Genomic DNA, 22,707 nt, shown 5'->3' on the forward strand with positions numbered 1-22,707 from the left:
GCCGTCGCGGCTCAGCAGCCCGCGAGTATCTCGGGCAGCTTCGGTTCGATGGCCGTCGGCGTGATGCCAAGGCGGCGCAATCCGTCCTCGAAACTCACCGAGTCGAGCTGCAGCGAGCGCCAGTTGTCACGGCTGATCGGCTTGCCCGGAAGGAACTCGCCGATGCCGGCCTGCAACTGGCCGAGCTTCTGCGGCAGGCCGAGGACGACGCGGTAGCGACCGCGTCCACGCGCGGCCAGGCGGACGATGCGCCGCAGCGACATCACGTCCGGGCCAACCAGGTCGAAGCTCTCGCCGATGCTGCGGCGATCATCGAGCGCGCGCGCGAATGCTTCGACCACATCGCCGACCCACACCGGCTGGAAGCGGGCGTCGGCGCGGCCAATCGGCAGCACCGGGGCGAACCGGAGCAGGCCATCGAAGCGGCAGAACAGGCCGTCGCCTGGACCGGCGATCACCGACGGCCGGAACACGGTCCAGTCGAGCCCCGAGGCGCGCACCCGCTGTTCGGCGCGGCCGCGTGATTGCAGGTAGTGGCTGTCGCCGTGGCCGGCGTTGAGCGCGCTCATCTGCAACAGGCGACGCACGCCCATGTCCTTCATCGCTGCGATCAGCGACTCGGTGATGCCGACGAAGACGCGCTCGAAGCCGTCGCCGCGATCGCCCTTCTCGTTGAGGATGCCGATCAGGTTGACCACCGCGTCGGCGTCGTCGAGCACGGCCGACAGGAAGCCGCGGTCGCTGACGTCGCCCTCGATCAGGCTGGCGCCGGTCGGTCGCAACGCACGCTTGCCGGGGTCGACGCCACGACTGAGCACGGTGACGCGGTCGCCCGCCTGCAGCAGGCGCGCAACGAGATGCCGGCCGACAAAACCGGATCCACCCAGGATGACGACGTGACGTTGTGCCATGCCGCGAGTTTAAGGTCGCACGGCCTTCACCGCTGTGATGGGCGCCGTGGTTGGGCAGGGGCATTCGTCGGCGCCGGTGCGGCCGGCGATGCGGCCGGCGCTGCCGGCTGCGGACAGACGAACTGCGTGCGCTTGCCGTCGACGCGGCCGCGCATGCGGTCGCTGACCCTGACCGCGTCGCCGTTGAGACGCCAGTCGTAGAGGACGCTGAAGGCGAGCACGCGTGCCACGTAGTCGCGGGTTTCCTTGTAGCTGATCGTCTCGATCCAGAAGTCCGGGTCCATGCCCGGCCGCTGCGATTGCCAGCGCGACAGCGGCGACGGCCCGGCGTTGTAGCCGGCAATCACCTGGTAGGGCTGGCCGCCGTACTTGTCGAGCAGTTCGCGCAGGTAGGCGGTGCCGAGGATGATGTTGGTGTCCGGGTCGTAGAGGCTTTCCGCGCCGCCCCAGGGCTGGCCGATGCGAGCGGCGACGCCGGAACCGGTGCCGGGCAGGATCTGCATCAGCCCCATCGCGTTCGCACTGGAGCGCGCGCGCGTGTAGAACACGCTCTCGGCGCGGATCTCGGCGGCGACCCAGGCCGGATCGATGCGATTGCTCGCCGCCTCGCGCCGGATAGTGGCCTCGTGGTGCAGCGGGAAGCGAAGGCCGTACAGGCGCAGCTCGTCAGGAATTGCCTTGCCCTGCGCGTTCTTGCCCAGTGAGAACACGGCGCGGTCGAACCAGCCGTTGCCCTGCGCGACTTCCACGGCGATGCGACGCTGATCGTCGTTGAAACGCGACAGTGCATCGTCCCACTCGCGCACGGCCCAGCCGACGCGGTCGATCTTGAACAGCCCCATCGCCCGCACGATCGCCGGATCGCCTGCGATCGCCGCCTGTGCCGAGGCGCTGTCATTGGGCAGCCACGGGCACAGCGCATAGGGCAGCGCGAGCTTGTCGGCGGCCAGGAAGCCGTGGAAGTCGGGCTTCTTCGCTGCCTCGCGGTACAGGCTGTCGGCGGTGGACTTGCTGCCGGCGCGCTCGTTCAGTCGTGCCTCGAAATACATCCAGCGCGTATCGGCGCGCTGCTTGGCGCCCATCTTGTTGATCGCGGCCAGCGCAGCCGACCAGTCCGAGCGCGACATCGCCTCGCGCACGCGCCACTCATGCAGGCGATCGTCGTAAGCGACCGCGGGCACGGCGTTGAGTCGCCGCGCCGAATCGGGTTCGTAGGACGCCACCGACCACAGCGCGATCTGGTACAGCGCGCGACCGCGCTCTTCGTCGCTCAGGCCGAGCGCATCGGCATAGCGCGGCAGGATGGCTTCGGCCGATGCCGGCGACGCCTTGCCGAACTTCGCCAGTCCCTGCGAGGCGATGGCGCGACTGCGTGCGGTCCTGGGCCAGGTCAGCGCACGCTCGTGCGGTGCATCGAGGAAGGCGGCGTAGTCGTTGGCCAGGGCCAGCTGGTCGGCGGGCAGGCCGCGCGCAGCGGCGCGCATCACGCCCGGCTGCCATTCGGCGGCGGCCAGGTCGATGCGTTCCCAGCGAAGCTCCGGCGTCAGACCGCCCTGCGTCGACAGTGCCGCCATCGGCGCATCGCATTGCTCCGGCAGCGACTTGCCGGTGCTGCGCCAGATCGCCTGCGCGTCACTGGTCCATTGCGCATCGGCGCGGCCCTGTGCGAGGCGCGCGCTGAGTTCACCGCAGCGCAGTGCGGTGCTCTTGATCTGCGGACTCCACGCGGCAAGGAACGATGCCCAGTCCTGGCGGCGCGCGGTCGCGGTGAGCCAGCTCTCGCGGAACGATTCGGCGACGGCCTGGCCGCGGTAACGCGACAGGAACGATTGCGCCTGGCCGGCGCTGAGGTTGTCGATGTCGCGGCGCAGGTCGGCGAACTCGACCCAGCCGTAGAGCGGGTGACGCGCGATGTCGGCGTATTGCCCCGCATCGAAGCGGCCCAGTTCGGCCGCCTCCAGCGCGGCGCGCACGCGCGGCAGTTGCGGATCGACGGTGGCCTTGGGCAAAGCGGGCAATTGCACTGGCGGTGCCGCCGCCGTGCTTTGTGCACAGGCAGTTGCGGCAACCGCTGCAATGGACGCAGCGAGTACGATTGTGAACGGGCGGGGGACCATGCATGGGACTATAGCCCAGCGTTGTGAAGTGACCGTCGCCGCAGCGCGCAGTGCAGTCAGTTGCCGTTGTTGTCCGCAAGAAAATTCTCGGGGAGTCCCATGATCACCGCACTGCTCATCTTCCTCGCGCTCGGCTGCATCGCCGGCATTCTCGCCGGCCTTCTCGGTGTGGGCGGTGGCCTGGTGCTGGTGGCGGCGCTCGCATGGCTGCTACCGGGAATGGGCATTCCAAAAGAGGCGGCGATGCATGCCGCACTGGCCAGCTCGCTTGCCAGCATTGTCCTGACCGCGGCGGCATCGGCGCGCGCGCATGCATCGCGCGGCAGCGTGCTGTGGCCGACGGTGGCGTGGATGGTGCCGGGGTTGCTGCTCGGTGGCTGGCTCGGCAGTGGCCTGGCCGTGCGCGTGGACGACAGCGTGCTGCGCTGGATCGTCGCCGGCTACTGCTTCCTTGCCGCGGCGCAGCTCACCTTCGGTCGCAGCCGCGGCACGGGCGATGCCAACCTGCCCGCGCCGACCGGCGTGGCGATGTCGGCGGCCGGGCTCGGCATCGGCGCGGTATCGGCCGTGGTCGGCATCGGCGGCGGCAGCATGACCGTGCCGCTGCTGGTCTGGCGCGGCATCGCGCCGGTGCGCGCCATCGGCACCTCCTCGGCCTGCGGCGTCGCCATCGGCCTCGCCAGCGCGGTCGGCTATGCGCTGCACGCGCCGGCTGGCGCCCTGCCCGAGCATGCAATCGGCTACGTCTACCTGCCGGCGGCGATCGGCGTGGCGGCTGCGTCGGTGTTGTCGGCGCCGTATGGCATGCGCCTGGCGCATCGACTGTCCGGCGACACCCTCAAGCGGGTGTTTGCCGGCTTCCTCGCCCTGGTCGGCACCAGCCTGGTGTTCGGCGGCTGACCCATTTGCTGGTTTCCGACGTACGGTCGGCTTCGCTCATCTCAATGAAGTGAGCGACAGAACCCAGTTTCGCGTCCAATTTCCATACCGAAGTCGCCAGGACGGTTTGGAACTCCGGCCCTGATCGCTCAAAAAGTCAGAAATTCCAGCTCATTCGGCCAACTGTGCCGAAAGTGACGCCGACTTTTTGCCGCTTGTGGCGGCTTTACGAATTGTTTACAACTCAGGGACGCCGCCTGTAGGGGGGTAGGCGCGTACAGCTGTTCAGCCTGATTTTTTCTTTTTTGGAGAGAGTCGATGAAAGCACTACGCCGGCAGTCCCTCACCAGAGCCATACAACTTTCACTGCTGCTCAGCCTGCCTGGTATCGCAGCCGCACAGGACGCAGCCGCGCCCGCGCAGCCCGGATCAGCCACGACCCTCGACACGGTTACCGTCACCGGCAGCCGCATCAAGCAGACCAACGTAGTCACCGCGCAGCCGGTGTACGTGCTCGACCGCAGCAAGATCGAGGCCACCGGCCTGCAGAGCGTGGGCGACCTGCTGCAGCAGCTCAGCTCGAGCGGCAAGGCGCTCAACGCCAAGTTCAATTCCTCCGGCAACTTCGGCTATCCGCCCGACGGCGGCGGCATCGGTGCCGGTTCGGCCCAGGTCGACCTGCGCAACCTGGGTTCGCAGCGCACCCTGGTGCTGGTCGACGGCGTGCGGTGGGTCAACGAGTCGTCCGCGTCGGGTGTGAGCGGCAGCGCCGACCTCAACACCATTCCGCTGGCGATCGTCGAACGCATCGAAGTGCTGGAAGACGGCGCCTCGGCGATCTACGGTTCAGACGCCATCGCCGGCGTGGTCAACATCATCACCCGGCGCAAGTTTGACGGCGCCGAAGTGCACGCCTACTACGGCGAGTACGAAGACGGCGGCGAGACCACCGAAGCCAGCCTGACCATCGGCGGCAGCGGCGAGCGCTGGTCGGGCATCTTCACCGCCAGCTACTTCGAGCAGCAGGAGATCAGCTCGGGCAGTTGGGAGCAGTCGCGGTTCCCGACGCCGGGCACCGGCGTGCGCGGCGGTAGCTCCGGCATTCCGCAGGGTCGCTTCTTCTTCTGCGACCCGACCCGACCGACCACCGGCGTGGGCGGCTGCGATGCCGACACCGAGAACTGGTACGACGTGACCTTGAACAACGGCACCACCACGCCGGTGTTCGATCCCACCAACCCCAACGGCGGCACCTACAACCAGTTCGACCTGTCGGACCGGTTCAACTTCGCGCCGTACAACTTCCTGCTCACGCCGAGCAAGCGCAAGTCGATCTTCGCCAGCGCCACCTATGACCTGAGCGATGACGTCCGCCTGCACGTGAAGGGCCTGTACAACAACCGCACCTCCACCAACCAGGCCGCACCCGAGCCGATCTTCGTCGGCCCCGGCGCCGGCACCGGCGGCATCGCCGACACGATCAGCATCCACCAGGACAACCCGTTCAATCCGTTCGGCTACACGCTCGACGCGAACTCGAACCTGCTGGTGGTGACGCGTCGCCCGGTTGAAGTCGGCCCGCGCATCTTCCACCAGGATGTCGACACGACGTACTTCAACATCGGCCTCGACGGCACCTTCGGCATCGGCGACCGCACGCTGGGCTGGGATGCCAACTACGCCCACTCCGAGAACAAGGCCACGCAGGAATTCCTCAACGGCTACAACGTGGCCAAGATGAAGCTCGCACTGGGTGATCCGGCGATCTGCGCACTGGTCGCAGGCTGCACGCCGCTCGACCTGTTCGGCGGCCAGGGCCGGCCGATGACGCAGGACCAGATCGACTACATCCGCACGCGCCAGATCGATTCGAGCAAGCAGGTGCTGGACCTGTTCCAGGGCAACATCACCGGCGACCTGTTCGACATCGGCGACCGCACTGCCGGCTTTGCCGCGGGCGTGGAGCACCGCCGTTATCGCGGCGACTTCAATCCCGACCCGCTGCGCCAGACCGGCGAATCGCAGGACTCGTTCGCAGCACCGGTGTCGGCTTCGTACGAAGTGGACGAGATCTACACCGAGTTCAGCTTCCCGGTGCTGGCGTCGCTGGATCTCAGTGCCGCGATCCGCTACTCCGACTACTCGACCTTCGGCAACGAAACCACCGGCAAGGTCGGTTTCCGCTGGCAGCCGATCGAGGACGTCGTCGTGCGCGGCACCTACTCCACCGGCTTCCGCGCTCCGAACCTCGGTGAGCTGTTCGGCCTCACCCAGTTCGGCGCAACGCTGGTGGATCCCTGCGGCTCGACCGGTCGTCCGGGCCCGGCGTCGCCTGACCTGGCGGCAGGTTGCGCGGCACAGGGTGCGCCGCCGAACTTCGTCCAGGCCAACACGCAGATCACCACCTTCACCGGTGGCAACCCCGATCTGCAGCCGGAGACGTCCGACAGCTGGACCTTCGGCGTGGTCTACGCGCCGAGCTGGGGTACCGACCAGGCGTGGTCGGACCGCCTCGACTTCGAAGTGGGCTACTACAACATCGAGATCGAGGATGCGATCCAGGCCCGCGACCTGCAGGCGTTGCTGGAGACCTGCCTGCGCGAGGGCGGCGTCAATTCGATCAACTGCACGCCATTCACGCGCGGCGCCGGCGGCAACCTCAACCCGCCCAACAACTTCCTCGACAACCTGGGTTCGATCAAGACCGACGGCGTCGACATCAAGGCCAACTGGGCCGGTCCGGAGTGGAGCTGGGGCCGCCTGAATGCATCGCTGCAGTCGACCTACGTCAACGACTACGAGGCCGTCGACGTCGACGGCAACCGTTCGCAGCGCGAGGTCGGCATCGAAGTCGACGACAGCGCCATCCCGGAATGGCAGACCAACGTGCAGCTGGGTTGGACGCGCGGTGATTTCAACGCCGGTTGGACCGTGCGCTACATCTCGTCGGTGAAGGAGGACTGCGACAACGTGCCTGTCGCCGGTGCGCCGGGTTGCCTGGGCGACACGGAGTTCAACGAGCTCGGTTCGACCACGTTCAACGATGCGCAGTTCAACTGGTCAAACGCGTTCACCGAAGGGCTGAAGCTGACGGTCGGCGTGAACAACATCTTCGGCAAGGAGCCGCCGGTGTGCCTGACTTGCTCGCTTAACGGCTACGACGCCGGTACGTATGACCTGCCGGGTGCGTTCTGGTACGTGAGCGCGGACTATCGCTTCTGATGGTGCGCTCGTGATCGCGCGCTCATGAAGGCGTGATCGCGAACCGGAGTGGAACGGGGACGGCCGATGCATGCATCGGCCGTTTTCTTCTTCGGAGGCGCGTCGATCCAAGTGCGGACGTTCGACAGGCACGGGCAGAGTTCCTGCCTCTTCGCCTAAGATTGATCTCGACAGGGGGGGGCAACTGCCGACATGAAAGACGGGGACATCGATTACTCGAAGTACGAACGACACGAGCTGGAAGAGGCGCTTGAGCGAATCAACGCCGATCTGTACCCAAGGAACCACGCGAACCTGCGTTCTGCCTACCAGGCATTGGTGGGCAAACAGCCGCCTCCCCCTAACGTTCCCCGCCTCCGGCCAGAACCTGCCCAGTTCGAGGACGAGCCGCCGCCTGTTCCGAAGTACGACGAGCATGGCCGCTACGTGCCCAATCACATTCCCGCGGGCGAGCGGCTCAGTCTGGTCGCCCTCTCGCTGCTGCTGTTGACATACGGCAGTTACGGAGTCTGGACGAACGACCTCTACCTTCCCGCGAGGCGAGGCGGAATCCATCTGAATGACTCTTCGGCATGGGCCATGCTCGGCGCGTTTGCGTGCGCTTTCCTCTGCATGCTCGTGTTGGTCGCCGACCACTACGACCGCCGCAACAACGAGCTCAACTATTGGCGCGCGAGTCGCGTTGTCGGCGGGCTTGGCTGGTCATGCTTCGTGCTGTCACTGATCCTCTGGATCTTTCAGAGGTTCCATCAGTAGGAGCGCAATGGCCGCTCCTGGCCGATAGCAGTCATAGGGCCAGGCGGCTCGGTCGGACCAGTGCTAATGTCCGCTTCTGACCCGAAGCGGACACTGGCCTTAGGCGGGGATATGGCAGGCATCCTGATCATCGCGACGGCATTCATTCTGGTCGTGCTGAACACAGTCGCGACTCGAACGGTTGTTTCAGGAGATTTCCCCAAGCGGCAGAAGATGGGCCAATGCCTGCTCATCTGGCTTATGCCGTTCGCTGGAGCAATCCTTGTCTTGGCTTTGGATCGCGATTCACTTCGAGGTGGCCATGACCACCAATCCGTAGACGATAGCTTGCTCGACACAGTGGTTAAGAGCGCTCCTTTCGATCATGCGCCACCGGGGGCTGACGATCACTGACCGAAACGCCCGCTTCTGGCCGTAGCGGATGTCGGGGCTACCCATTCAAGCCGAAGCCGCTTCGCGGCTCGGCTTAACTCAGGCGTTGGCGAATGTCCGCTTCTGGCCGATAGCGGACACTGGTGCCTGCCTGGGAGTCGGGGCCGGTGCTAACGTCCGCTTCCGATCCAAAGCGGACGTATTTTGGTCCACGCGTCTCGTTAACGGCTCTCGGGGAATTGCATGACCACGGACGCAAAAGAGAAGATTCTTGCACTGGTTGCCGAGAACACGGATTGACATATGACCGCTCAAAAGCTCGCTGGCGGCACGGTTCATGAGCTGCCTGCCGATTTCCGGGAAGCCATCGAGTCCGATGGCACGGCCAGGGAACTCTGGGCCGACATCACGCCGCTGGCGCGGAACGAGTGGATCTGTTGGGTCACTTCACCCAAGCAGGAAGCGACCAGGAAGCGTCGCATCGAAGTCGGAATCGACAAGATGCGAGGAGGCATGCGCAGGCCATGCTGTTGGCCCGGGTGTCCGCACCGCTGACCTGCTTGCTCACTTGGCCTGAGAGGGCGGGGCGACTGCCGCCTCGCAGAGGCGTTCTATCACCCGGCTGCCGGCGCGGGCTTCATGTTCGTTGGCGGGAGCAAACTCGGTCACGGTAAAGCCGACCAGATCCGCTTCGCGTGCGATACGCCCCACGAGCGCGATCGCATCGTCAATGCGCAGCTTGCCGTCTGGATAGGCGACGTAGGGAAACTCAAGCGGATCCAGCGCATCCAGGTCGAAATGGATGTGCACCGGTCCGTCGATGGCTGCCTGCGGGGCCAGCCGTTGCAGGTCCAGCTCGCGTTGCAGTTCCCAATCGCCATCGTCGCCCACCTGGATGCCGACGTAGCGAAAGCGCGCCGGCTCGAGCGGCTTTCCAAGGTACGGTCGCATCGGTCCAGGCGCGCGCCCCAGGATCGCGCTGACGGGCATGCCGTGGAAATTGCCGCTGGGGGAGGTTTCCGGTGTATTGGCGTCGAGGTGTGCATCGATCCAGATGACCCGAAGATCCGGATGCACGCCCTTCAAATAGTCGATCACCGCGACATCCACAGCGCAGTCGCCGCCGGCGGTCAGGACGCGCCTGGCGCCCGAGCTGGCGAGGATGTTCTGCGCACTGCGGAACTGCGTGAAGATCGATTGCCAGCGGTGAACGCCGTGGAGCAACTCGTCATCGACTTCGTCATGCGCAGGCGGAACCTGGACCAGCGGGGCAAGCCGTCCGCAGATTTCAGCGGCGGCTTCGGCGCCGCGCGGCAGGTTCGCGTAGCGCCCCGATCCCTGCCATTGCGGGTAAGAAAGACTGAGGTCGAACGGCATGGTTCCGTGCTCCTGTCAGGTCGCCACTATAAGTCCACCATCGAGTCCGGTGTATTTCACCTCTCACGTCGTGCGGCATATCGTGCGCCTGCCTGTGCTTTCACAAGGCCGAAGTGATCCAGTGATCGGATCAGCGCCTTGCCTGCATGACGGCGTTGCGGAAATCGCAGGGTCGGGCCATCGAGATGGTCTATTGCGGCCGCAGCGCGAGCCGCGCTTGCGGCACTGAACACAGATGAACAAAAGAAGATGCCTATGGAACCTACAGCCTCCTGAGTACGCGCGGTGATAATGGCCGCCGTCGGCGCATGGCGACGTTGGATCTTCTTGATGCAGGTCAGCGGTACAAGCGCAACCACGTGCTGGAGCATCTGGCCGATGGGCTGTTCCTGTTCTGTCTCGTCGTCAGCACCATTGCCACCGGCTACATCGCCTGGGTGGTGAGCGAGTTCCAGCACCGGGTTCTCGCGGAAGGGCCCGAAACCGGACGCGAAACGCCGCGCAGGCGCCGGCCAACGAGGTGAACCAATGGAAGCCCACGTGCAAGGAAGTGTTCCCGTGAATCGCCGGCCGTCTGCCCGCAGCAGTGTCGGTGTCCTCGCTGCCGCGTTCGCGCTGCTGCTGTTGGCGGCAGGGTGTACCACCGAGCACAAGGCAAGCACGGCATCGGAGCCACTGCGCGCGCCGAAGGAGTTCAGCTACGGTGCCGATGGCGTCACGCATGCGGACCTGCGGGCATCCCTGACGCATGTCAGCGTCGGCAACGAGCGTTACACCTCACTGGTCTTCAACGACGACTACAACGCACCGCTGATCCGCACGCGTCCCGGCGGAGTCATGTCGATCCGCCTCGACAACGGGATGGACGAGAAGACCAACCTGCATTTCCACGGCATGACGGTGTCTCCGCTGGAAGCAGGCGACAACATCTTCCGCGAGACCCTGCCGCACCAGGTCGGTGTCTACAACCTCAAGCTTCCGCCCGACCACAGTCCGGGCGCGTACTGGTACCACTCGCACTTCCACGGTGGCTCGCAGCGTCAGGTGGAAGCCGGCATCGCCGGACCGATCCTCGTCGACGGCATGCTCGATCCGTTCCCGGAGCTCAAGGGCATCCAGGAGCGAGTGCTGGCGCTGCGCAATTTCCAGAAGACCGCGACCGGCAAGGTGGCCAGCGAGATCATCACCTCCGCCGCATCGATCCGCACCGTCAACGGCCAGGAGCAGCCGATCATCGAGATCCAGCCGGGCGAAACCCAGCTGTGGCACCTGCTCAACATTTCGGCCAACCAGTATTTCCGCGTGCGGGTGAAAGGACAGCCGGTGCAGATCCTTTCGCAGGACGGCAACACGGTCAACCAGGAGGTCATGACCGATGAAATGCTGATCGGCCCTTCCGCCCGGGTCAGTGTCCTCGTGGTGGGTCCGCAGGCGGGCGACCACGCTGTGGAGCTCGGTTCGGGCAACACCGGACCCGCCGGCGACCAGTACAAGGGCGCGCAGTTGGCGGTGCTGCGCTCCAGCGGCGCGCCCGTGTCGACGCGACGGATCGCCAGCGCCTACCCGCAGCTGGAAGATCTCAGCAAGGAGCCGGTCGCGCGGACGCGGCAGTTCGCGTTCGAGGATTCGCCCACCGACGGCAATGCCTTCCTGATCAACGGCCGCCGCTTCGATTACGGCCGGGTCAATACCACCGTCAAGCTGGGCGATCTCGAGGAGTGGCGGCTGTACAACCCGTCGCAGGAGCTGCACCAGTTCCATATCCACCAGACCGACTTCCAGGTCACGCAGATCAACGACAAGCCGGTGCCGTTCATCGGTTATCGCGACAACGTGTACATCCCGGCGACCGGGTCGATCACGGTGCGCATCCCGTTCCGCGATCCCACCATGCTCGGCAAGTTCGTCTACCACTGCCACATCCTCGAGCACGAGGACGGCGGCATGATGCAGGTCGTGCAGGTGGTCAAGCCCGAGGACTACGAGCAGGCGCTGAAGCTCGAGCCGCTGGGCGGCATCTATGGCGAGAACCAGTTGTGCAGCTACCTCAAGAACACCGGTGAGGACCTCAAGGTTCCATACCCGAGCAGCTGGCCGACCGGAGGTGCGCCATGAGCCGGGCAAGGGCAGGGGCCCTGGTACTGGGCACGCTGTGCGGATCGATCGGACTTGCGCCGGAAGCGCGCGCCGACGACGGCCAGTACCCGAACTTCGGCATGGACTACAGCGCACAGCTGCAGTACGACTTCAGCCGCCTCGACGGCGACACCAATGGCGGCCCGCGCAACACCACCGATTTCTATCCGGACATCACCACGTCCTTCTACCTGCGCTTCAGCACGGACGACCAGATCCGCCTGACCACCGAGATCAATCCGGCCGATCCGCCCAACCCGGGCGAGAAGCGCACGTTCGGCGACATCGGGCTGGTGATCGACGAGTTGAACTACTACAAGCTCACCTCACGCACATCCTGGATGATCGGCAAGTTCCAGGTGCCGTTCGGCCGGGCAATGGACCAGGCGCCGGGGCTTTACACCAACGACTACGTGGCGGCCTATGACCTGGGCGGAATGCTCGGTGGAACGTTCGGATACCGCCACTTCAGCCAGAAACTCGGCCTGATCGAGCCCGACATCAGCCTCTACACCTTCGACACGACCGAACTGAGCCGCACCTTCCTGCGCGGCGGTGGTCGCGCGCAACGCTCCGACGGCGGCCCGGCGAACACCGGCAAGCTCGATTCCTACTCGGTCGCGCTGAACTGGACCAGCATTCCGGCGCTGCCGTTCCTCGAGCTGCAGGCCGGCTATATGCGCAACCAGAAAGGCGTGGGCCAGAACGACGGTACCTTGCCGGGCGACGAAGTGGTGCGGATCGTCTCGGCGCGCTACATGTGGGCACGCCTGCCCAGCACCGATCTGGGCGAGACGCTCAGAGGCCACTACCTGGATATCGTCCCCTTCATCGAATACGCCGACGTGGACAACGAGAACGCGGTGCAGGGCAACGACACCAGTTACCTGACCACTTCGCTCACGGTCGACTACGGCCCCTGGTCGATGGGCGCCACGCGCACCGACAAGAAGCGCCCGCCGATCGCCGGTGCCGGCCGCCACGATTACCTCAACGAGCTGAGCGTGACCTACAACATCACCGGCCGGCTGAGCATCGGCTTGTCGGCCGGGACGCAGAAGGAAGCCGGGCAGCGCTCGGACCTGTACGGATTGCAGCTGGCCTACTCTGGAGCGTACTGAGCATGCGCATGCACGCGTTCATCGTCGCCGCGGCGCTCGCGCCGTCGCTGCTGCTGGCAGCGACGCGGACCGACATCGGTGGTTCGTTCAAGCTCACCGACCAGTCCGGCCGCGCCGTCACCGACCGGACCTACCACGGCAAGCCGGTGCTGATGTACTTCGGTTTCGCGTCATGCCCGGATGTCTGCCCGACCGACCTGGCGCGGATGGCGCGCATTGCCCGGCAGGCCCAGCAGGCCACCGGCGTGGCGTTGACGCCGATCTTCGTCACGGTCGACCCGGAGCGCGACACGCCGGAAAGGCTGAGGCCCTACGTCGGCGTCTTCGGAAAGGACTTCGTCGGTCTGACCGGCACCCCGGCCCAGATCAAGGACATCACCGACAAGTACCACGTGTTCTGCAAGAAGGTCCCGTACGGCAAGCAGGGGCAGTACACGATGGACCACTCGACTTTCATGTTCCTGCTCGACAGCAAGGGCCGCTACCAGAATCACTTCGGTCGCAGCGTCGACGAGGCCACGGTAGTGCAACGCATCAGCGCCGACCTGAAGCAGGCCGGCGCCACCGCGGCTAAATAGTTGCTGCGAGCATCATGCACGGGCCGCCCGTCTGATGGGCGGCCGCGGAATGGGAGTGGACGCCTCTTACCCGCTGGGTCCGTCTATGCGCCGGCTTGTTAGCCGGACCCGGCTTGCATAAGCTCAGGCCGAATCAGGCGTCAGGCTCGGGGGGGGGCAGTTTGAATTCCATCGAAAAGCGCGGGCGCATCTACCTGGCTGGGTTCGTTGCGGTCTTGGTCCTCGGCGACCTGCTGCTCAAGGGCTTCCTCCTTGCGGCGGGTACCTTGCGTTGGAGTCAGGTGGTCGGTACTGGCGTCACGCTCCTCGTCTCTTGGTTCCTCTGGCGCGGCTCGGGTTTCGCCTATTGGCTCATGGTCATCTGCACCTCGGCAGCAGTCGTATTCGCCCTTCTTGCGGCGAGTACTATCCCCGCTGGATTGGCAGTTGGGCTCGGGGTGTTCATGTGCTCACTCCTCGTAGTCCTCCTGGTGCCGGCCACTCGTAAGTTCGTTGTGTACCAACGTGCGGCCCGCGCCTGACAGTTCAACCAAGCCGACACCGCTCCGCGGTGCGGCTTAACCCAGGTGTCAGCTACCCATATGAGCCTACAGATCGCTCTGGTGTTCGCACTCGCGGCAGGCATCACGGCGGAGCCGTCACTATGCTCCGGCGTCGAGAGCAAGATTGAACCGGACATGCGGATTCTTGAGTCGGATATCAGTCATGAAAAAGCAATTGCCGCTGCAGACCAGCTCCGAGGCATGATCGAGAGCGACGAACTTGGTGGTGAGTTCCACTTCGCAGCCTTGAACCAGCTGAAGATCATTCAAGGACATGTGCTGCTCACGCAGGCTCATTCCGACCGCCGAGAGTTAGGGCCCAGCTCTGCTGAGGCGGGAGACTCGACCAGGGCACTGTGCGGTTGGCTCGGCAAAGAGGGCTTCTGGTATGACTAGCTTTCCGCGGGCGGTGCCTGGCAATTCAGGGGGCAGCCTGCGAGAGAAGACGCAGCACCTGCTTCGTGCCAGAGGGCACCGTCGTTCTGCCTCCTGACGGCCCTTCCTTTGATCGGCGCTCGACACTCATCCGTCGGCGGCTTCAACCTATCGCCGCCTTCCCAGGACGACCGAATCCGTGAGCCCACTTGCAATAATCGTGATGCACACATTTGCCGCAGGCGCCTTTGGCATTCTTGTGCGCCTCTACATTTCGGCATTTCTGCTTTCGACCGAATCGGTGGATAGTCCAAACGTTGTGGCACGCATCGTTTACAGGTACATGATCTTCAGCCTCCACTACATGGTGTCGTTCATGCTGACGCCATTGCTGATCAAACCATTCCTCGGATACTTTCAAAGCATGTCGGCGCAGGACGATGCGAACAGCTACCTGTACCTGGCGCTATGCTTCCCACTTGCGGCGCTCCTCTACTATCTGGACCACAAGGTCATGATGTGGGGCGACGTCAGGAAGCTGGAAGGTCGGGAGAGGTTGCGGCATCAGCGGCTCTAGTCCTGACAAGTCACTGTGAGGTCCCGATGCGCCTCATTCGGATTCAGTCGTTAATGAATACCTGCAGCTCGTGTACCCGTCGCAGGAAGCTCGACCTATGAGAGACGGCGATGTCGACTACTCCAGGTACACACTTCTCGAACTCGAGGAGGCGCTCGTCGGCATTAACAGAGACCTGTACCCCAAGAACTTCGCGAATCTCCGCGTTGCGTTCGAGCGGCTGAGCACCGCTTCGGCGGAAACCTCTCTGCAAGGCACAGCGGTCGAGGATCACGCGGTGGAACGTGAGCCCCTTCAAGGAAGGCAATGGAGGAAGTTCTGGGATTCGCGCCCCGTCGCTGTGTTCGGGGGCGTCATCTGCGTTTGGTGGGCCCTTGATCTGATGGACGGACCGGAGGCTTGTCACCCCGGAAGGAAGCTGATCGGTCGACTCATCAACGCAGCATGCGAGAACCTTGGCCACACTGCCGCGGCCGGCATTCTGCTGGTTCTTGGACTCATCATCGCTGCCTATGCCGTAATCCCGAGGCGGAGGGCCGATTCCTGAGTCACGCTGTCCCTGGTTGGACGCGGGCACCATCGCTGTCGACAATCTCTTTCTGCACACTCGCGGTGACTGAATGCCTACCATGAAGGTGATCGGATGGTTGGTTCTGCTGGGCTTCGTGCTGTGGTGTTGGTCGCTGATCGGGGCCGACTTCGTGCGCACGGATACTTACGAGGCGCATGCGGACGCGATGCGGAGTGGGGCCATCGAGCGCGGTTGGTTGCCTCGCGAGATGCCCGCCTCCGCAACGAAGATCCTTGAAACGTACGTCATCGATACTTCGGAGATCTGGATGCGCTTCAACGCAGACAGCGATGGTATCGACGAGCTGCTTGATCGCTGCACCGCATCTACGGTGGCCGGGTTACCGAACAAGAGAAGGACGTTGCGGAACGCCCCCTGGTGGCCAGTTCAGTTGACTACCGGTAATGAGGTCGCCGCGGCGCGCGGCGGATGGAGCTTGCGTTCCTGCCCTGAAATGCATCATGCGCAGCAGCCGACGCTGGCAGGCGTCGCCGTGAATCGCGCTAGTGGGACCGTCTGGTACTGGGTGAACTGACGCAGGGGCCCGGATGCGCGAAGCGGATCCGGGGCTTCTGCGGAAGGCGCCGGGCCTGCAATGGCAGGCCTGCCATGCGAGCAGATGGCTACTTGGGGATGTCCGCTCCTGGCCGACAGCGGACATCGGGACTTCCTGGGGTGGCTGGGCCGGTGATAACGTCCGCTTCCGACCCGAAGCGGCCCCAGAGAGAGTGGAACGGATGTCTTTCGATGGAGTGGCAATCCGCGTGAGCTGTCGAGCATTGGGCGCGATGCTCGCGGCATACCTTGGGACAGCATGCTCACCGGCCCCTGATCGCCAGGCTCGGTCAGATAAGCAGGAGGTGGGGGACTACGTCGAGAACCCAACGACGGGATTGCCCATGAACCCCTCAAAGCGTCGCCTGCCGAGCTCCGTCAAAATTGTGTCGGACGGAACCGAATATTTCGGTATCGAACTGTCGACACTCACTAGAGAGCAGAGATCGATTGTCGAATCTGCCTGGGTGAACTACAGAGCCATTCTCTCCGGCGGACACCCCGAGTGCCCGCCGGCGCCGTTCGCCCCCTCAGACGGGGGCACGCTCATTTACTTTTGCGATGGGTACGACATAGCTCGCGTACACGGCATGTCGCGCACAGAAGAAGCGTTTGGTTACGACTACGGGCCTTCGCTGGATTTCCTTAATGGACAGCATGTGGAACGACTCAGGTTTTTGACCGAGGCAGAGATGTCCAAGCTCGATCAGGCCTCAACAAGGGCACGGGCGAAGTGAGTTCCAGCGCGACGGGTACGTCCGCTTCTGGCCGCAAGCGGACGCTCGGCTAGATCCATCGCTGGGGGCGGTGTTAACGTCCGCTTTCGACCCATAGCAGTCATTCGAGGGCGAAGGTAAGCTCGCCTGGGGCGTCGGTCGAGAAGCACTCTCGGATCTTGCGGTTCATCATTCGATTCGTGAGCAAGAGGTGCGAAATGAGGTTTGGCGTTGCGCCAATTTGGGGAATAGCAATGCGGCGAGTTGCAGTAGTGGGGCTGTTGATCGTAGCGATGGCGCCAACTGCGTTCGGCGCATCGTCTGATGTGCAGGTACTGGAGTCATCCCCAATCTGCGTGAAAGACCGGCTCGGGCAAGTGTCGATCACGCTCGGAGATAGGGAGCCAAACCTGCGCACTGGAATGGAGCCGAGTTCCGTCAGCTACCGCAAGGCATTCGAGAAGCTCGAGGGGGCTGCTCGCGCGAGAGGCGGTGAAGCCGTGGTCTTGCGTGGACATGAAGCCGCTTACTTCACAAAGAGTGCGAGACCGGCTCGGCGTCCAACCTTTCTGTTGCTACAGGGGGCGGTAGTGAACCTTGATGCGCATGGGGCCGGTTGCGCGCTCGCCCGACTTGACCCTAAGGAGTTTGAGCGCGATGCGATGTCGCGCCGGCGCGAGAATCTCGCCAAAGATACAGGGATGGACTTCTAGCGAAGGACGTCCGCTTCTGGCCGACAGCGACCCCTCCCGGGCGGCCGCCAGGGTGACTACCGGAGCGCGGTGCGTCCGTGATAGCGTCCGCCGACCAATTCTCCATGGGGTGCAGGATGCGCAGGTGGATGGAGTTCAGTTTTGGTATCGCCGCCGCCTTCTTCTCGGCGCAGGCCTCAGCGGCTGATCTGGCGCCGCTGAATGACGAGCAGTTGCAGGCGTTCGTGCGCATGCAGGCGCTTTCGGACCGCTGCCAGAAGAAGTTGCCGGGCCTGAAACCGCAGCTACTGGATGCCCGCGGCAAATGGTTGGCGGTGGCTTACGCAGCACAGCTACAGGCCGCCGAGGTGTATGCAAAAAGCAAGGACGGCAAGAGGCTGGCGAAAGACACCGACACCAGCGCTTTCAAGGCATTTGATCGCAATGTACTGTCGGCCGCCGCGACCTGTATCGCCTTGCTCAAGGACTACGACGTTGCCTATCCGTCACCGGTCGCTACTGCGGTGCCCGCGGACAAGGTCCAGTGGCACCTGGACAACTTTGCGCCCATGGTCCTTGCTGCACTGAAATGCTCGCGCCTGGACGCAATCGACGTGGCGCCAACGCCGAACGGTGAAGAAACCTGGACATACCGCGGTTGCGGCCGAACAGAGTTGGTGCGCGTGGCGCCCGCCGGGGAAGCCTGGCCGATGGATGGTGCGACCGCGGATCGCTTGTTCGCCGCTATGGTCGACTGACCGCGACACTGGCGCCGATGGAAAGCCTGATCAGCTCGGCAATGTGGATTGCGCTCCTGCCGCTATCCGCGCTCATTGCCAGGCGCCTCTTGCCTTCGTTCAGGCCCCGCAGGCACCGCCCCATGGCCTTTGTTGCCGGCTTCGTTCTCTTTGCAGCGCTCGGCGTGGGTGCGGTTCTTGCAACCCAGAAGTTCATCGATTCCGGTGCATTCCACGTCGCGAGCCGAAGCTTCGGGAAGCTCGACTATCTGGTTGTTCATCAACCTCTTCAGTACTGGGCAGCAATTTCAGTGCTGTACGGCGTGGGCGTGTATCTCACAGGGTGCGGTATAGCGATTGCCTGCCTTTGCTTTCGTAGGTCGTCCGGGGAGGCCTAGCAACTCTGGGGAGCCTCCCGGGGCGGTTTGTTACGGTCTCGGAGTGACCGCATCTGGCCGGTAGCGGACACGGGCAAAGCCGCGGACCCCCTTATCTATAGCCCGAGCGCTTTATGCTTGGCTACAGGGAAGCCGAAGCTGGCCCATGCGGCCTTGGGGAGCCACAAATGAAGTTGTGCAAGAGACTGGCAATCGTCTGGCTGGCATTGCCGTTTGCGGCCGGATTCACAAGTGACGATCTGAAGACGTATCCAGCGGGGAGGGCAGACACGCAGATTGTCGACGAGGCCGTCGCCAGGGGGGCTACGACCTGCCGCTATAACCTCGAAGATCTGATCGTTCATGCTCTGGGAGATCGGGACAGGGACGGCTTCACGACGTACCCGATAGGCGCGGAGGCGAACAGGCCATCCGCGGGAATCTATGTGACCAAGTATCCCAACGGAGACGAGTCGCATCTTCAGTGGGTCGTCGGGCCGGATGCCAGCGGGTACTGCACGCTCTACTGGACCGAGTCCAGGCATTGGAAGCAGACCTGCGCCAAGGTGTTGGCCCGCTACGAAGGTGACGAGTGGGGGACTCCGCAGAGCCTCGGTGGCAGCACGCTACTTGTTGGGCGACAAGAGAAAGGGAATGGCCTGAGGGTAGTTGCCACGCCAGTGGACAGCGGATGCATGGTTACGGAATCCGAGATGGCCTGGCGTATCGATCCTGATGAGACGGCGCGGGAATGGATCAAGGCCGATCATGGATACGACCCGGACGACAGGTCGTCGGACGTCGGCGCGGCGAAGTAGACTTGCCTGAGGCTGGCGTCGAGCTGGTGCTAAGGGTCCGTCTATCGCGTGGTTGGGCATCAAGGGACAGTCCATGCACGTTGACTTGGCTCTCTTTGAGGGTGATGTGCTGCTCGGCCGCCACGATTTTCACGTCGGCGCCACACGAACAGTCAGTGGCTTTCCTCTGTTTCAGGTCACCCATGGCCTGGGCCAGGATGCGGCGGACATTGTTCTGTCCGACTTTCCTGCACATGTCGACCTCAAGACCATCAACCTTGACATGCCAATCCATGAATCCGCAGATTGGGAATCGATTGATCTTGGCAGGTACACGCTGGTCTTCTGGTGCCGGCTGGATGCCTCACAATTCATGCAAGCCGGCACCGTTCCTCAGCGCCGCGTAGTTCAGGCGTCGCTCCGTTGGGGGTCGTTGGCACTCGCCGTCGCGCCCACCCTGATGGTGCTGGCGATGTTGGCTCGCGTGTGGGCATTCGGCGACCGGGCCACACCCGACCACCCAATCTGGCCCGTCTTTTTCCTGCAACTAGGTGCCATTGCCACATTCTGCTGGCACGCGCTTGGCAACAGGCACCTTGAGAATGGCGGTGCGGCTGGATGGATGCTTCGGTTTGTGGTTCTCATCCCATTCGGCATGATCGAGTACTGGTGCAAGTACTTGTGGCCTCCCGCGCGTTAACGTCCGTTTCCGACCCAAAGCGGACATTCGCCTCGCTCGGGGCCGGAATGCTTCATCCTGGCCGAACCCGATGCTAGCGTGCGCTTCCGACCCAAAGATGTCTTCGCAAGAAGGGGCTCCAAGTCATGGCAACCAAGCAGTCCGCCTGCGTTCTGTTCGTAGTGATTGCGGTAGCCGGATGCCGTGCGCAAGATCCTTCTGTGGACGGCGCGAAGATCGAGCGGCCGCGGCAACGTGACTGCGTGATGGTGGGGAATGATCCGGCGCGACTTCTCTGCGCAGTCACCTATGTCCAACTGCTCGCATATCCCGAGCGTTACGACCAGAAGCGGATCAAGATGCTCGCATGGGCCCAGCCCTCTGAAAGCAAGCGAGTCGTGCTTTTCCCCTCGGCCGACTCCCTGCAAAATGCTGAGTTGATCGCGACCGTGGTTGTTGATGACGCTCAACAGCTTCCCGGTATACAGCGTCATCTGGCGGCCGGTAATCCCGAAGGGGCGCCTCGCCCAATCTACATTGCCGGTACGTTCTCATTTGCCTCCGAACCGACGAGGCATTCCGATGGAATAGGGACCCTGCGGGGCATCGAGTTGTTCGGAGCTGGTCCCTGAGTCCGGTAGCCCCATCATCGATTACTTGAGGCGCGCAGGATTGCCCAGCACGGTCGCACCGGCAGGTACGTCGCGGGTCACGACGCTGCCAGCGCCGATGATCGCGTCGTCGGCAACGCAGACACCGGGAAGGATGATGGCACCCGCGCCGATCCATACATTGCGACCGATCCGGACAGGCCGGCCAAACTCCAAACCACTGGCACGCTCGTCCGGGTTGCGGGGATGGTCTGCAGTCAGTATCTGCACGCCCGGACCGATCTGGGTCAAGTCACCGATGGTGACTTCGACGACATCGAGAATGACGCAGTTGAAGTTCAGGAATACGCCTGCGCCCACGCCGATGTTGAAGCCGTAATCACAGTGGAAAGGCGGGCGGATGACGGCGCCTTCGCCGACCTGGGCCAAGCGTTCCTGCAATAGGCGGTGCCATGCGGAGGGGGCGTGCGCGAGGCCGGCGTTGTACCTTGCCAGCCAGGCGCGTGTTGCCGCCTGGTCCGCCTGGATCTCGGGCGAGCTGGCGTTGTATAGCGCCCCAGCAAGCATCTTCTGCTTTTCGGTGGGCTGCGACATCTGTTCTCCAGGGGGCAGCGACGGGGATGTGCGCAAGACGATCGCGGAAGCAGGCCGTTCTCAACGCCCTTGAGGTCTCACGGCACCTGGACCCTCGTGCGACACCCTGCGTACCTCCTGCAGGAACTCGGGATCCGCCTTGCTGCCCACCTGTTCCGTGCGTGCCACCACGCGACCGTCCGCATCTAGCAGGATCAATGCGCTGGTGTGGTTGAACTCGCCGTCCTCCAGCTTGCGAAAACGCACACCAAGGACATTCGCGACGTCGCGCACCTGGGAGGGGGCTGGACTCGCGAGCGTCCATTGGCGAGTGTCCAGTCCCCGCTTCTTGACCACCGCCGTCAGCGCGTCGGGCGTATCGCGGGCAGGATCCATGCTGACGAGCAGAATGCCCATGTTCGCGCGCTCGCCAGGCGTCAACGTGCGCTCCACGGCCTTGCCACTGTCAACAATCAGCGGGCAGATGTACTGGCAGGACGTGTAGAACATCGCCACGATCTGTGGCCGGCCGCGACGCGCGCTCCAGGCCCAGGTCTTCCCGGACTGGTCTGTCAGCCGCACCGGCAGCTGGTAGACAGAGTCCTTGGGCAAGGCGGTGGTCGCCGGACTGGCGATGGCGGTCATGGTTGCCGCGAGCAGCGCGGTCAACAACAGGGAAACGGGCTTCATGGCTGGCTCCTCGCGCATCGGAATCCAAGGTTGGCGGTGGTGTCGCGCCCGCCCAGCGACGAGAGCATCGCCACGCGCATCATCACCGCATAGTTTTCGCGATCGTCCACCGAGAGCGCGCCAGCCCCACAGAACTGTGTCTTGTCCGGGTCGCCCTTGGTCACGGTTGTCGGCTGACACCAGCAGCGAGGAGTAGTCCTCGGTCCATTCCCAGACCAGGCCATGCAGGTCCTGGATTCCGTAGGCATTGGGCATCTGCAGTCCAGCCCGCTGCAGTGGCTTGTTGGATGGCGTGGAGTACCACGTCAGGATGCGCTCGCGCCACGCCGGATCCCGACGCGCGTCGCGACGCGTCTCGTCCGCCGCCGCCGCGTACTCCCACTCCGACCACGTCGGCAGGCGGGCGTCGAGCGATTCGCAGTAGGCACTCGCGGCAAACCAGCTGACCTGCGTGACCGGCTGCTGCGGCAAGGCGCGAGGACCCAGCGACGTCGCCGATTCCCAATGCGACAGGTAGCGCGGTTCGGCCAGTACGCTGGCGACCTGGTCGCGCCGCCACTGCGGGTTGGCTGTCACGAATGCCAGGAATTCGGCATTCGTGACAGGCCTGCGCATCAACGCGAACGGCGCAATGCGCACCCCCTGCTTTGCATCCTCGTACTTCAACACCGACTTGAACACGCCACCGGGCAAGCCCGCGTACATCGCCGCGCTGCCGGCCAGCGTCGCCAGCGGCACGGCGATCA

Annotated in this window: 25 protein-coding genes; 20 read left to right on the plus strand and 5 right to left on the minus strand. The window is 64.0% G+C overall.

Annotation, left to right across the window (positions count from 1 at the left end):
* Positions 1-11 precede the first annotated feature (11 nt).
* Together HIV01_RS15315 and HIV01_RS15320 are read right to left on the minus strand one after the other, a co-directional pair.
* Positions 12-911 (minus strand): complex I NDUFA9 subunit family protein, encoded by a 900-nt coding sequence (locus HIV01_RS15315; RefSeq protein ID WP_200609180.1) that lies wholly within the window; start codon positions 909-911, stop codon positions 12-14.
* Positions 912-937: 26 nt separating this feature from the next.
* Complete coding sequence (locus HIV01_RS15320; RefSeq protein ID WP_200609178.1) at positions 938-3,028, minus strand: lytic transglycosylase domain-containing protein; 2,091 nt, start codon at positions 3,026-3,028, stop codon at positions 938-940.
* 99 nt (positions 3,029-3,127) lie between these two features.
* On the opposite strand from HIV01_RS15320, the gene HIV01_RS15325 reads away from it, so the two are divergent.
* From HIV01_RS15325 to HIV01_RS15345, 5 genes are all read left to right on the plus strand, one after another.
* Positions 3,128-3,928 (plus strand): sulfite exporter TauE/SafE family protein, encoded by an 801-nt coding sequence (locus HIV01_RS15325; protein WP_200609177.1) that lies wholly within the window; start codon positions 3,128-3,130, stop codon positions 3,926-3,928.
* Positions 3,929-4,225: 297 nt separating this feature from the next.
* A complete protein-coding gene (locus HIV01_RS15330) occupies positions 4,226-7,129 on the plus strand; it encodes a TonB-dependent receptor (RefSeq protein WP_200609175.1) in 2,904 nt (967 codons plus the stop codon).
* Between the two features lie 192 nt (positions 7,130-7,321).
* The gene (locus HIV01_RS15335; RefSeq protein WP_200609173.1) at positions 7,322-7,885 is read left to right on the plus strand and encodes a hypothetical protein; all 564 of its coding nucleotides are present in this window, start codon (positions 7,322-7,324) and stop codon (positions 7,883-7,885) included.
* Between the two features lie 66 nt (positions 7,886-7,951).
* Positions 7,952-8,278 carry a hypothetical protein gene (locus HIV01_RS15340; RefSeq protein WP_207527001.1) on the plus strand — a complete coding sequence of 109 codons (327 nt, stop codon included), beginning with the start codon at positions 7,952-7,954 and terminating at the stop codon, positions 8,276-8,278.
* Positions 8,279-8,560: 282 nt separating this feature from the next.
* On the plus strand, positions 8,561-8,812 hold the full coding sequence (locus HIV01_RS15345) for a YdeI/OmpD-associated family protein (RefSeq protein ID WP_200609169.1): 252 nt from the start codon (positions 8,561-8,563) through the stop codon (positions 8,810-8,812).
* 9 nt (positions 8,813-8,821) lie between these two features.
* On the opposite strand, the gene HIV01_RS15350 is transcribed toward HIV01_RS15345, so the two are convergent.
* Positions 8,822-9,634 (minus strand): arginase family protein, encoded by an 813-nt coding sequence (locus HIV01_RS15350; protein ID WP_200609167.1) that lies wholly within the window; start codon positions 9,632-9,634, stop codon positions 8,822-8,824.
* Between the two features lie 308 nt (positions 9,635-9,942).
* Between HIV01_RS15350 and HIV01_RS15355 the strand changes: the two genes are divergently transcribed.
* The 15 genes from HIV01_RS15355 to HIV01_RS15425 all read left to right on the plus strand — a co-directional run bounded on the left by HIV01_RS15355 (position 9,943) and on the right by HIV01_RS15425 (position 20,719).
* Positions 9,943-10,158 (plus strand): hypothetical protein, encoded by a 216-nt coding sequence (locus HIV01_RS15355; protein WP_200609165.1) that lies wholly within the window; start codon positions 9,943-9,945, stop codon positions 10,156-10,158.
* Between the two features lie 34 nt (positions 10,159-10,192).
* Complete coding sequence (locus HIV01_RS15360) at positions 10,193-11,749, plus strand: multicopper oxidase family protein (RefSeq protein WP_245156829.1); 1,557 nt, start codon at positions 10,193-10,195, stop codon at positions 11,747-11,749.
* Positions 11,746-12,891, plus strand: a complete 1,146-nt coding sequence (locus tag HIV01_RS15365) for a hypothetical protein (protein ID WP_200609161.1) — start codon at positions 11,746-11,748, stop codon at positions 12,889-12,891. Before HIV01_RS15360 ends, HIV01_RS15365 begins: the two co-directional genes overlap by 4 nt.
* A 2-nt stretch (positions 12,892-12,893) precedes the next feature.
* Complete coding sequence (locus HIV01_RS15370) at positions 12,894-13,469, plus strand: SCO family protein (protein ID WP_200609159.1); 576 nt, start codon at positions 12,894-12,896, stop codon at positions 13,467-13,469.
* Between the two features lie 161 nt (positions 13,470-13,630).
* A complete protein-coding gene (locus HIV01_RS15375; RefSeq protein WP_200609157.1) occupies positions 13,631-13,990 on the plus strand; it encodes a hypothetical protein in 360 nt (119 codons plus the stop codon).
* A gap of 60 nt (positions 13,991-14,050) precedes the next feature.
* Positions 14,051-14,407, plus strand: coding sequence for a hypothetical protein (locus HIV01_RS15380; RefSeq protein WP_200609154.1), 357 nt, complete (start codon positions 14,051-14,053; stop codon positions 14,405-14,407).
* A gap of 178 nt (positions 14,408-14,585) precedes the next feature.
* Complete coding sequence (locus HIV01_RS15385; protein WP_207527002.1) at positions 14,586-14,963, plus strand: hypothetical protein; 378 nt, start codon at positions 14,586-14,588, stop codon at positions 14,961-14,963.
* 97 nt (positions 14,964-15,060) lie between these two features.
* Positions 15,061-15,510, plus strand: a complete 450-nt coding sequence (locus HIV01_RS15390) for a hypothetical protein (RefSeq protein WP_200609151.1) — start codon at positions 15,061-15,063, stop codon at positions 15,508-15,510.
* An 82-nt stretch (positions 15,511-15,592) separates the two neighbouring features.
* A complete protein-coding gene (locus HIV01_RS15395; protein ID WP_200609149.1) occupies positions 15,593-16,069 on the plus strand; it encodes a YbbD-related protein in 477 nt (158 codons plus the stop codon).
* Between the two features lie 364 nt (positions 16,070-16,433).
* Positions 16,434-16,826 (plus strand): hypothetical protein, encoded by a 393-nt coding sequence (locus HIV01_RS15400; protein ID WP_200609147.1) that lies wholly within the window; start codon positions 16,434-16,436, stop codon positions 16,824-16,826.
* 820 nt (positions 16,827-17,646) lie between these two features.
* Positions 17,647-18,255: a hypothetical protein gene (locus HIV01_RS15405; RefSeq protein WP_207527003.1), complete on the plus strand. Its 609-nt coding sequence runs from the start codon at positions 17,647-17,649 to the stop codon at positions 18,253-18,255.
* A gap of 122 nt (positions 18,256-18,377) precedes the next feature.
* On the plus strand, positions 18,378-18,632 hold the full coding sequence (locus HIV01_RS15410) for a hypothetical protein (protein ID WP_207527004.1): 255 nt from the start codon (positions 18,378-18,380) through the stop codon (positions 18,630-18,632).
* A gap of 167 nt (positions 18,633-18,799) precedes the next feature.
* Complete coding sequence (locus HIV01_RS15415) at positions 18,800-19,429, plus strand: hypothetical protein (protein ID WP_200609141.1); 630 nt, start codon at positions 18,800-18,802, stop codon at positions 19,427-19,429.
* A 73-nt stretch (positions 19,430-19,502) separates the two neighbouring features.
* Positions 19,503-20,108, plus strand: coding sequence for a hypothetical protein (locus HIV01_RS15420; protein WP_200609138.1), 606 nt, complete (start codon positions 19,503-19,505; stop codon positions 20,106-20,108).
* Positions 20,109-20,233: 125 nt separating this feature from the next.
* Positions 20,234-20,719, plus strand: a complete 486-nt coding sequence (locus HIV01_RS15425) for a hypothetical protein (protein ID WP_200609136.1) — start codon at positions 20,234-20,236, stop codon at positions 20,717-20,719.
* Between the two features lie 21 nt (positions 20,720-20,740).
* Here the strand turns inward: HIV01_RS15425 and HIV01_RS15430 are convergent, their stop codons facing one another.
* Positions 20,741-21,292, minus strand: coding sequence for a sugar O-acetyltransferase (locus HIV01_RS15430; protein WP_245156830.1), 552 nt, complete (start codon positions 21,290-21,292; stop codon positions 20,741-20,743).
* 60 nt (positions 21,293-21,352) lie between these two features.
* Complete coding sequence (locus HIV01_RS18190; protein WP_245156831.1) at positions 21,353-22,699, minus strand: SUMF1/EgtB/PvdO family nonheme iron enzyme; 1,347 nt, start codon at positions 22,697-22,699, stop codon at positions 21,353-21,355.
* Positions 22,700-22,707: the final 8 nt, after the last annotated feature.

The organism is Lysobacter arenosi (assembly GCF_016613475.2).
Classification (GTDB): domain Bacteria; phylum Pseudomonadota; class Gammaproteobacteria; order Xanthomonadales; family Xanthomonadaceae; genus Lysobacter_J; species Lysobacter_J arenosi.

Excerpts from the sequence above, each read along its gene's own strand:
- HIV01_RS15350 (WP_200609167.1), bottom strand. The coding sequence starts at position 9,634 with ATGCCGTTCGACCTCAGTCTTTCTTACCCGCAATGGCAGGGATCGGGG.
- HIV01_RS15425 (WP_200609136.1), top strand. The coding sequence starts at position 20,234 with ATGGCAACCAAGCAGTCCGCCTGCGTTCTGTTCGTAGTGATTGCGGTA.
- HIV01_RS15370 (WP_200609159.1), top strand. The coding sequence starts at position 12,894 with ATGCGCATGCACGCGTTCATCGTCGCCGCGGCGCTCGCGCCGTCGCTG.
- HIV01_RS15355 (WP_200609165.1), top strand. The coding sequence starts at position 9,943 with ATGGCGACGTTGGATCTTCTTGATGCAGGTCAGCGGTACAAGCGCAAC.
- HIV01_RS15420 (WP_200609138.1), top strand. The coding sequence starts at position 19,503 with ATGCACGTTGACTTGGCTCTCTTTGAGGGTGATGTGCTGCTCGGCCGC.
- HIV01_RS15365 (WP_200609161.1), top strand. The coding sequence starts at position 11,746 with ATGAGCCGGGCAAGGGCAGGGGCCCTGGTACTGGGCACGCTGTGCGGA.
- HIV01_RS15400 (WP_200609147.1), top strand. The coding sequence starts at position 16,434 with ATGAACCCCTCAAAGCGTCGCCTGCCGAGCTCCGTCAAAATTGTGTCG.
- HIV01_RS15330 (WP_200609175.1), top strand. The coding sequence starts at position 4,226 with ATGAAAGCACTACGCCGGCAGTCCCTCACCAGAGCCATACAACTTTCA.
- HIV01_RS15340 (WP_207527001.1), top strand. The coding sequence starts at position 7,952 with ATGTCCGCTTCTGACCCGAAGCGGACACTGGCCTTAGGCGGGGATATG.
- HIV01_RS15415 (WP_200609141.1), top strand. The coding sequence starts at position 18,800 with ATGAAGTTGTGCAAGAGACTGGCAATCGTCTGGCTGGCATTGCCGTTT.
- HIV01_RS15380 (WP_200609154.1), top strand. The coding sequence starts at position 14,051 with ATGAGCCTACAGATCGCTCTGGTGTTCGCACTCGCGGCAGGCATCACG.
- HIV01_RS15325 (WP_200609177.1), top strand. The coding sequence starts at position 3,128 with ATGATCACCGCACTGCTCATCTTCCTCGCGCTCGGCTGCATCGCCGGC.
- HIV01_RS15410 (WP_207527004.1), top strand. The coding sequence starts at position 18,378 with ATGGCCTTTGTTGCCGGCTTCGTTCTCTTTGCAGCGCTCGGCGTGGGT.
- HIV01_RS15390 (WP_200609151.1), top strand. The coding sequence starts at position 15,061 with ATGAGAGACGGCGATGTCGACTACTCCAGGTACACACTTCTCGAACTC.
- HIV01_RS15405 (WP_207527003.1), top strand. The coding sequence starts at position 17,647 with ATGGAGTTCAGTTTTGGTATCGCCGCCGCCTTCTTCTCGGCGCAGGCC.
- HIV01_RS15315 (WP_200609180.1), bottom strand. The coding sequence starts at position 911 with ATGGCACAACGTCACGTCGTCATCCTGGGTGGATCCGGTTTTGTCGGC.
- HIV01_RS15430 (WP_245156830.1), bottom strand. The coding sequence starts at position 21,292 with ATGTCGCAGCCCACCGAAAAGCAGAAGATGCTTGCTGGGGCGCTATAC.
- HIV01_RS15335 (WP_200609173.1), top strand. The coding sequence starts at position 7,322 with ATGAAAGACGGGGACATCGATTACTCGAAGTACGAACGACACGAGCTG.
- HIV01_RS15320 (WP_200609178.1), bottom strand. The coding sequence starts at position 3,028 with ATGGTCCCCCGCCCGTTCACAATCGTACTCGCTGCGTCCATTGCAGCG.
- HIV01_RS15395 (WP_200609149.1), top strand. The coding sequence starts at position 15,593 with ATGAAGGTGATCGGATGGTTGGTTCTGCTGGGCTTCGTGCTGTGGTGT.
- HIV01_RS15345 (WP_200609169.1), top strand. The coding sequence starts at position 8,561 with ATGACCGCTCAAAAGCTCGCTGGCGGCACGGTTCATGAGCTGCCTGCC.